Annotated in this window: 1 protein-coding gene; it reads left to right on the forward strand. The window is 37.9% G+C overall.

Going from position 1 to position 528, the window contains the following annotated elements; translation table 11 throughout:
* Nucleotides 1-491, forward strand: a 491-nt coding sequence (locus tag J6569_RS11200; RefSeq protein WP_296318538.1) for a hypothetical protein, incomplete at its 5' end; no start/stop codon positions are given.
* Between the last annotated feature and the right edge of the window lie 37 nt (nucleotides 492-528).

Raw genomic sequence — 528 nt, forward strand, 5'->3', positions numbered from 1 at the left:
TATTTGAACTAGAGGGTAAAGATAGTAATGAAAATGTGGTAGTAAGATATGGATTTGTTCTGCAAAAGTGGTTTGTGAATCGTGGAGAGAGCGATAATACTTATTTTACTCAAACATCTTGGTGTAATAGTGTAGGTTATCGTGTTCCACAGGTAAAGGATCTGACTAATGCAGTCTGTGCTGGTCTTTTGGGTGAAAATTGTAAAGGAGCTATTGGTGCCAAGCCATCTTCAAAAAATAATTTGTACGAGCGCCAAATAGGTGCTGGTTTTTTTGCGGAATGGGGCACGATGTATAATTATTATCAGCATTCCCTCGGTGATGAACTGCCTCATTTCTATTACTGTATAACAAGCGATATTAATGAAAGTGATGGGCCATTCCACGGTATGCCATTCCTCGTAAACGATGCTGGCAATGGTGATGGTATGATATTCCATCATGATAATCTAAATTCGAATTATTATAATGCGATTTGTGTCACTCCTTAGCATTTATTATTTGGTATTTAATCCTTAGGGCGCAAGG

It is taken from the genome of Gilliamella sp. (assembly GCF_024104075.1).
GTDB classification, from domain to species: domain Bacteria; phylum Pseudomonadota; class Gammaproteobacteria; order Enterobacterales; family Orbaceae; genus Gilliamella; species Gilliamella bombi.